Annotated in this window: 8 protein-coding genes; 3 read left to right on the top strand and 5 right to left on the bottom strand. The window is 42.5% G+C overall.

The annotated features are described in order from the left end of the window. Positions 1–52: 52 nt before the first annotated feature. A complete protein-coding gene (locus AC6CHU_RS23085; RefSeq protein WP_498122878.1) occupies positions 53–505 on the bottom strand; it encodes a hypothetical protein in 453 nt (150 codons plus the stop codon). Positions 506–627: 122 nt separating this feature from the next. On the opposite strand from AC6CHU_RS23085, the gene spoIIP reads away from it, so the two are divergent. The 3 genes from spoIIP (at position 628) to AC6CHU_RS23100 (ending at position 2,741) form a co-directional block, all read left to right on the top strand. Beyond that, positions 628–1,761 carry a stage II sporulation protein P gene (gene spoIIP, locus AC6CHU_RS23090; RefSeq protein ID WP_498122879.1) on the top strand — a complete coding sequence of 378 codons (1,134 nt, stop codon included), beginning with the start codon at positions 628–630 and terminating at the stop codon, positions 1,759–1,761. Next, positions 1,748–1,927, top strand: a complete 180-nt coding sequence (locus tag AC6CHU_RS23095; RefSeq protein WP_159871432.1) for a hypothetical protein — start codon at positions 1,748–1,750, stop codon at positions 1,925–1,927. The genes spoIIP and AC6CHU_RS23095 overlap by 14 nt, the downstream gene beginning before the upstream one ends. Before the next feature lie 67 nt (positions 1,928–1,994). After that, a complete protein-coding gene (locus AC6CHU_RS23100) occupies positions 1,995–2,741 on the top strand; it encodes a (S)-benzoin forming benzil reductase (RefSeq protein WP_498122880.1) in 747 nt (248 codons plus the stop codon). 33 nt (positions 2,742–2,774) lie between these two features. Here AC6CHU_RS23100 and AC6CHU_RS23105 read toward each other — a convergent pair whose 3' ends face one another. From AC6CHU_RS23105 to AC6CHU_RS23120, 4 genes are all read right to left on the bottom strand, one after another. Beyond that, positions 2,775–3,410 carry a histidine kinase gene (locus AC6CHU_RS23105; RefSeq protein ID WP_498122881.1) on the bottom strand — a complete coding sequence of 212 codons (636 nt, stop codon included), beginning with the start codon at positions 3,408–3,410 and terminating at the stop codon, positions 2,775–2,777. 229 nt (positions 3,411–3,639) lie between these two features. Further along, on the bottom strand, positions 3,640–4,374 hold the full coding sequence (locus tag AC6CHU_RS23110) for an amino acid ABC transporter ATP-binding protein (RefSeq protein WP_159871423.1): 735 nt from the start codon (positions 4,372–4,374) through the stop codon (positions 3,640–3,642). A gap of 18 nt (positions 4,375–4,392) precedes the next feature. Continuing rightward, positions 4,393–5,094, bottom strand: coding sequence for an amino acid ABC transporter permease (locus tag AC6CHU_RS23115; protein WP_159871420.1), 702 nt, complete (start codon positions 5,092–5,094; stop codon positions 4,393–4,395). Next, positions 5,081–5,902, bottom strand: a complete 822-nt coding sequence (locus AC6CHU_RS23120; protein WP_159871417.1) for an amino acid ABC transporter substrate-binding protein — start codon at positions 5,900–5,902, stop codon at positions 5,081–5,083. Before AC6CHU_RS23120 ends, AC6CHU_RS23115 begins: the two co-directional genes overlap by 14 nt. Between the last annotated feature and the right edge of the window lie 98 nt (positions 5,903–6,000).

Below are 6,000 nucleotides of genomic sequence, written 5' to 3' on the forward strand. Positions count from 1 at the left end.
TCAAGCCCTTTAAGATTTAGTACAAGAATTGCTTTCAACTATGTATTTTATACTAAATGGATTCAAGATCATTCAGCACCACTATTTTGTCCTCTTCATTTGCAATCTCTCCAGCAGCCTCGAAAGCAAGCATCTTATACAGCTGTACATTTTTTTCATCACCGGCTATCTGATAGGCACGTGCCAATGCTTCATATGCGAATGCCAAATCAAAGTCCCCAATTTTGTTAGAAAGACAAATTTCCAGATTTCTTTTAGCATGAAAAAGAGCAGGCTCAGCCCGGTTCAAGACTGTATATACCCTGGATATCTGCCATTCTCCCCTTGAAAGGTTAACTGGCTGTCCGACCATTCCCCAGTAATAGCGTGATGTGTGCACCATATGAATCATTTCATGTTTTTCTTTTTCCGTTTTATCAGGTTTTTCCATTAAGTCCCACACTTTGTTGAATAAGCTGATAGCCAATTTTTTATGTTCGTCCTTTTCTAATACATGCTGTACCATTCCCGACATCTCCTTTTAAAAGGCTCTTTTACTTAATTCGTCAAATGACCCCGTTTTCCTTTCACTCCCCATCTTCTAAATCGGCTTATCCGTCATATATTTAAAGAGTGGAGGGGATTTATATGAATTCTAAATTGAGTGTCCATTCTATCTTCTTTTACATAAACAGCTGGCTTTTCAGTATTTGTGCCATAGTGGCGCTTGCAGGGGCTATTACGCTTTATCCGGCTGCCTTTTCCTCGTCACATATGAATGTGCTGCTTAAGGATATTAAGGCTGACCAGCTCTTCATTCACTTTTTAAAGGCTGAGAATCACTATTTTCAGGGGGATACTCCAGCCGAAAGCTATTCCTTATCTGGAACCCTGTTTAAGCTGGCAACCAACACACAGCCGCAGGATATAAGAACGTTCCTTGGCCGGGAGCTGCCTGGTTTTTCGATTTTTGATACCGGTATTGCCATTGCCGGAGAGGGTACCGATTTTACTAACCTGCCAGTGGAATCCGCCCCTCCGCTTGAAGTCCTTTTAAAAGAAAAAGAATTGGCTATGAATAACGGCCAAAGTGGGGAAAATGCTGCTCCTCCGGTTATTCCTGAGGAAAAAGGGGTCTTCATCTACCATTCCCACAGCTGGGAATCATTTGCTCCGTTATTAAAAGATGTAAAGAATACCGATGAGGCTGTTAGTCCCAATGAACAGGTGAATGTTATTGCAGTCGGGAAAAAGCTCAGTGAAGAACTGGCCAGAAACGGCATAGGTGCTGAGCATAATAAAACCAATATAGCCGCAGAACTGAAAAAGAAGGGCTGGAACTGGGAAAATTCCTACACCATGTCCAGGGAAACAGTCCAAGCAGCCTTGGCAGAGAATAAGGATGTTAAATTCCTGATCGATATCCACAGGGATTCACTTCCGCGCGGAAAAACAACCGCCATAATTGGCCAGAATTCATACGCGCGGCTGTTTTTTGTAGTTGGCAAGGAGCACAAGAACTATGAACAGAACTTAAAAGTGGCTACGGAGCTTCACCAGGCACTGGAAGCAAAATATAAGGGAATCAGCAGGGGGGTAATTATAAAAGGAAAAAGTGAAGGCAACGGTGTCTATAACCAGGATCTTTCCGAACGGGCCCTTCTGCTGGAGTTCGGAGGCGTGGAAAACAATCTGGATGAACTGAATAATTCCATTAAAGCATTTGCGGATGTATTCAGTGAATATTACTGGAAGGCAGAGCCGGTCAATGCGGAAAATTAAAGCATGCCATTATTGCCTCCTGTTCACTTTTTTCAGCACATGTATTCTTTACCTTCTATTCGGGTTAAGCAATATTACAGCTGCCTCCCTGTTTTCAGGAATTATCCTCTCAATCATTAATTTAATAGAAGATGAAATGATGGAATTCAGAAAGGGCAATGGCTGATAAAGGAAAATTTGATCAATTTCTGTTTTAATAGAAGTTAACGAAACAGGAAATAGGAGTGATCAATGTGAAATTAGCCATTATTACTGGTGCATCCAAAGGCTTGGGAGCTTCCATCGCCAAGAGAATGATAACAGAAGGAATAGGCATCCTAGCTGTCTCAAGGACTGAGAATCCCGAGCTGTCAAAGCTTGCTGCAGAAAATCAAGTATTTTATGCCCATTATTTCTGCAATCTTTCCTCACCGAATGAGCTTGAAAGGGCTCTAAGCGAACTGACGGGCTTATTGAAGGAGAAACAGCCGGAGACCCTATATGTATTTAACAACGCAGGGGTTATTGATCCAATCGGTACAGCAGGGAATCTTGATCATGCTGCATTCATTCAAAATGCTCACGTTAATTTAATTGCTCCTATATTGATTTCGAATATCCTGCTGCGTGAAGTTTCAAGTGATATGAACATTGTTAATATTACTTCAGGCGCTGCGGAAAGACCCATACAGGGGTGGAGTGCTTACTGCAGCACAAAAGCCGGACTAAATATGTTCACGGAAACTGCGGCATTGGAATTGCAGACAGCAGGAAGCAGCCATAAGATAATTGCCTTTAGCCCTGGCATCATGGACACAGAAATGCAGGGAACCATTCGCTCTTCAGCAAAGGAAGCATTTCATGACCTGGAGAAATTCCAGTCATATAAGGAGAAAGGATTGCTAAGAAAAACGGATACTGTGGCAAACGCATTGGTCGGCCTGCTGCTGCATAAAGAAATTGAGAACGGAAAAGTTTATTATGTAAACGACTTAATTTAAATATGTTAAAAGCCGGCTGGCTGGCCGGCTTTCTTAATTATCTTCCAAAATATTATTATCAACAATACCATGGTGAATACGCAGAACTTCATGGTTATTTTCTCTTTGTATTACAAAAAAGCCATTTGAGAAGTCGGAGGATAATTCTTTATAGAAGATGCCATTGACCCCGTTCTCGTGATTTTCTCCAATGGTAAGATGATAATCAGAGCCTTTTTTCACAATCTGCGCCCGCAGTCCTTTATCTGTATCATCAGAAGGATCATGGACCTTTCTTGACACTTCTGCGACATGAATATCCACCCCGTCAAGCAGCTGGAATAATTCATTGATCAGTGAAGGCCTTACTATTCGCTCCAGCTTGGTTTGAACAGCCTGACCAAGAATAATCTGGGTAATTTCATAATCCCGGACCACTTCAGCGATTACATTTGACGTTTTTTTGCCTCCCGCATACTTGGCGAGCATCTTCAGCCCATATTTCTCTGCTAAACTTTCGAACAGGTATTTTGTCTGCAGCTCATTAAAAGTAAACTCTTCCTGTTTCCGGTTTTCTACGGAGAGAATATATCCCTCTCCCTGAAAAGCTTCCTTCAGTTTTTTTCCTCTCCGGGCCAGTATTTCCGCATGATTGGGATTGCTTACACAAACTAAAATATTTTCCTTCATTTTAACACCTCTCCCACCGGATTCTACTTTCAGTTTAGCACGAATACGTCTGATTAAACCTCTGCATGAGGAAACCAAAAGTTTAAATTAATGTATTTAGAAAATATGAATAATGTACTCTCCTGCCGGGCATACTAATCCTACAAGTGTAAATCCCCCTTTTTTCCGCTTCCTGTTAAGGAAGCATTTTTTTGATAAAAAAGGCCTCTGCCTGTCTGCAGAGGTCTTTTCATTGAATTAAATTCAGGAACTGGCTTGTGCGGACTTCTTTGGGACTGGAAAATATCTGATCGGGCTTGCCGCGTTCTATTATGATACCGCCGTCCATGAAAATGACTTCATCCGCTGCATCCCTGGCAAATCTCATTTCATGAGTAACAATTACCATGGTCATTCCTTCAGCGGCCAGGTCCCTCATCACCTTCAGCACTTCCCCAACAAGTTCAGGGTCCAGTGCGGAGGTAGGTTCATCAAAAAGCATGACCTTTGGCTCCATCGCAAGAGCCCTGGCAATTCCAACCCGCTGCTGCTGGCCGCCTGAAAGCTGGTAAGGATAGTAGCCCGCTTTATCCGCTAAACCCACTTTTCTTAAAAGAAGTTCCCCTTTTTCCTTCGCCGTTTCCTTTGATACGCCTTTCACTGTAACCGGCCCTTCCATGACATTTTCCAGTGCAGTCATATGCGGGAATAAGTTATAGTTTTGAAACACCATTCCTGTAAGGCGTCTGAAGGGTGGAATTTGCTTTTTCGGGACCTGCCGGGAAAAGTCGAGAACTTGATCACCAATGGCAAGAATTCCTGAAGTTGGCTGCTCCAGCACATTGATGCACCGCAGCAAGGTCGTTTTTCCGGAGCCAGATGGCCCGATCACTACAACCACTTGCCCTTTCTTCACTTCCAAATCGATTCCTTTCAGTACTTCCAGCTGATCAAATTGCTTATGCAAACCTTTTATATTAATCATCTATAGCACTGCCTCTTTTCATGAAGAAATATATCTGTCCAGCCGGCGTTCAAGCCTTCCCTGCAAGATCGAGAGCATAAAGCAGATCACCCAGTATATAAGGGCAGCCTGCGTATATAAAAGCAAAAATTCATAATTGGTTGAAGCTATTTCCTGTGCTCTTCGAAACATCTCTGCAACCAGAATCATGGAAGCCAGAGAGGTATCCTTTACAAGACTGATGAATGAATTGGATAGCGGCGGTATCGATACCCTGGATGCCTGAGGAAGAATAATTCTCTTAAGTGTCTGCGAATAAGACATGCCTATGGAATATCCCGCTTCCCATTGTCCTTTTGGAATTGACAGGATGGCTGCCCGGATAATTTCGGAGGCGTACGCCCCTACATTCAGCGAAAATCCAATAATTGCTGAGGGTAAAGGATCAATAATCACACCAATCGTTGGAAGCCCGTAAAAAATGATAAACAGCTGTACAAGAAGAGGCGTCCCCCTAATGGCTGATACATAAATTCTCGCTATCGCCCCGAGTGCCTTATTTCCCGAAATGCGGGCAAGTGCCGTAAATATTGCCAATGCCAGCCCGCATATAAAGGAAATTAGTGTTAACGGGATGGTATAGAGAATGGCCCCCTCCAGCAATGGCTGAAATGAATTCATGCCTATCGCTATCAGTCTTTCGATCCTTTCCGGGCTGGCAAAAATATTACTTAAGTACATTTTCGCCAAACCATTTTTCTGAAATCTTCAAGTACGTGCCATCCTCAATCATATCAGCCAATGCTTTATTGACTTCATCAGCCAATGTATCGCTTCCCTTTCTGAACATTAGACCGCTTTGGGAAGCATCATCGGATTGATCAGCGATTTTGACCGGAGCATCTGGCTTATGTTTTTTAAAATCCAAAAATGACAAATTATCGTTGAGAGTAACATCTGCTCGCTTAGAATTAATCAGCTCAATTGCCTGGTTAAATCCGTCTACTCCTACAATTTCCGCACCATACGACTTTGCCAAATCAGCATAATTGCTTGTCATGGACTGTGCGGCTTTCAAGCCCTCTATGTCTTCAAAGCTCGAAACTGAATTATTGGATTCATGTGTAATCAAAACTGCTGAAGAAGATATATAAGGATCCGAAAAATCATATTTCTCCTGCCGATCAGGACGAATTCCCACCTGGTTTGCAATCATATCAAATCGTTTTGAATCCAATCCGGCAAACATGGCATCCCATTGTGTTTCCAGAAATTCCGGTTTCACACCAAGCCTTTTGGCCACTTCCTTTGAGATGTCCACATCAAAACCAGTTAGCTCCCCTTTATCGTCATGGAACGTGAATGGCGGATACGTGCCCTCTGTTCCAATTAGCAGTTTCCCCTCATCCTTCACTTTTGACCATAAATCCTTCCCCTTCTCTTCTGTGGCAGGCTGATCCTGATTCTCCGGATTTGCTTTATTCGTTCCGCATCCTGAAATGATTAAAATTAAACAGATTAACAAAGCACTAAAAAGTGTCTTCTTCATGTTAGCCTCCTGTTTGAAAAGTAATTTTATAGTTATCTTTTCCTAAAGTGCTTAGTTTATAGGAGGCCAAAGAAAAAAACCCTCTTTCTAAAAGAGGG

The organism is Cytobacillus sp. GQ23 (genome assembly GCF_059758675.1).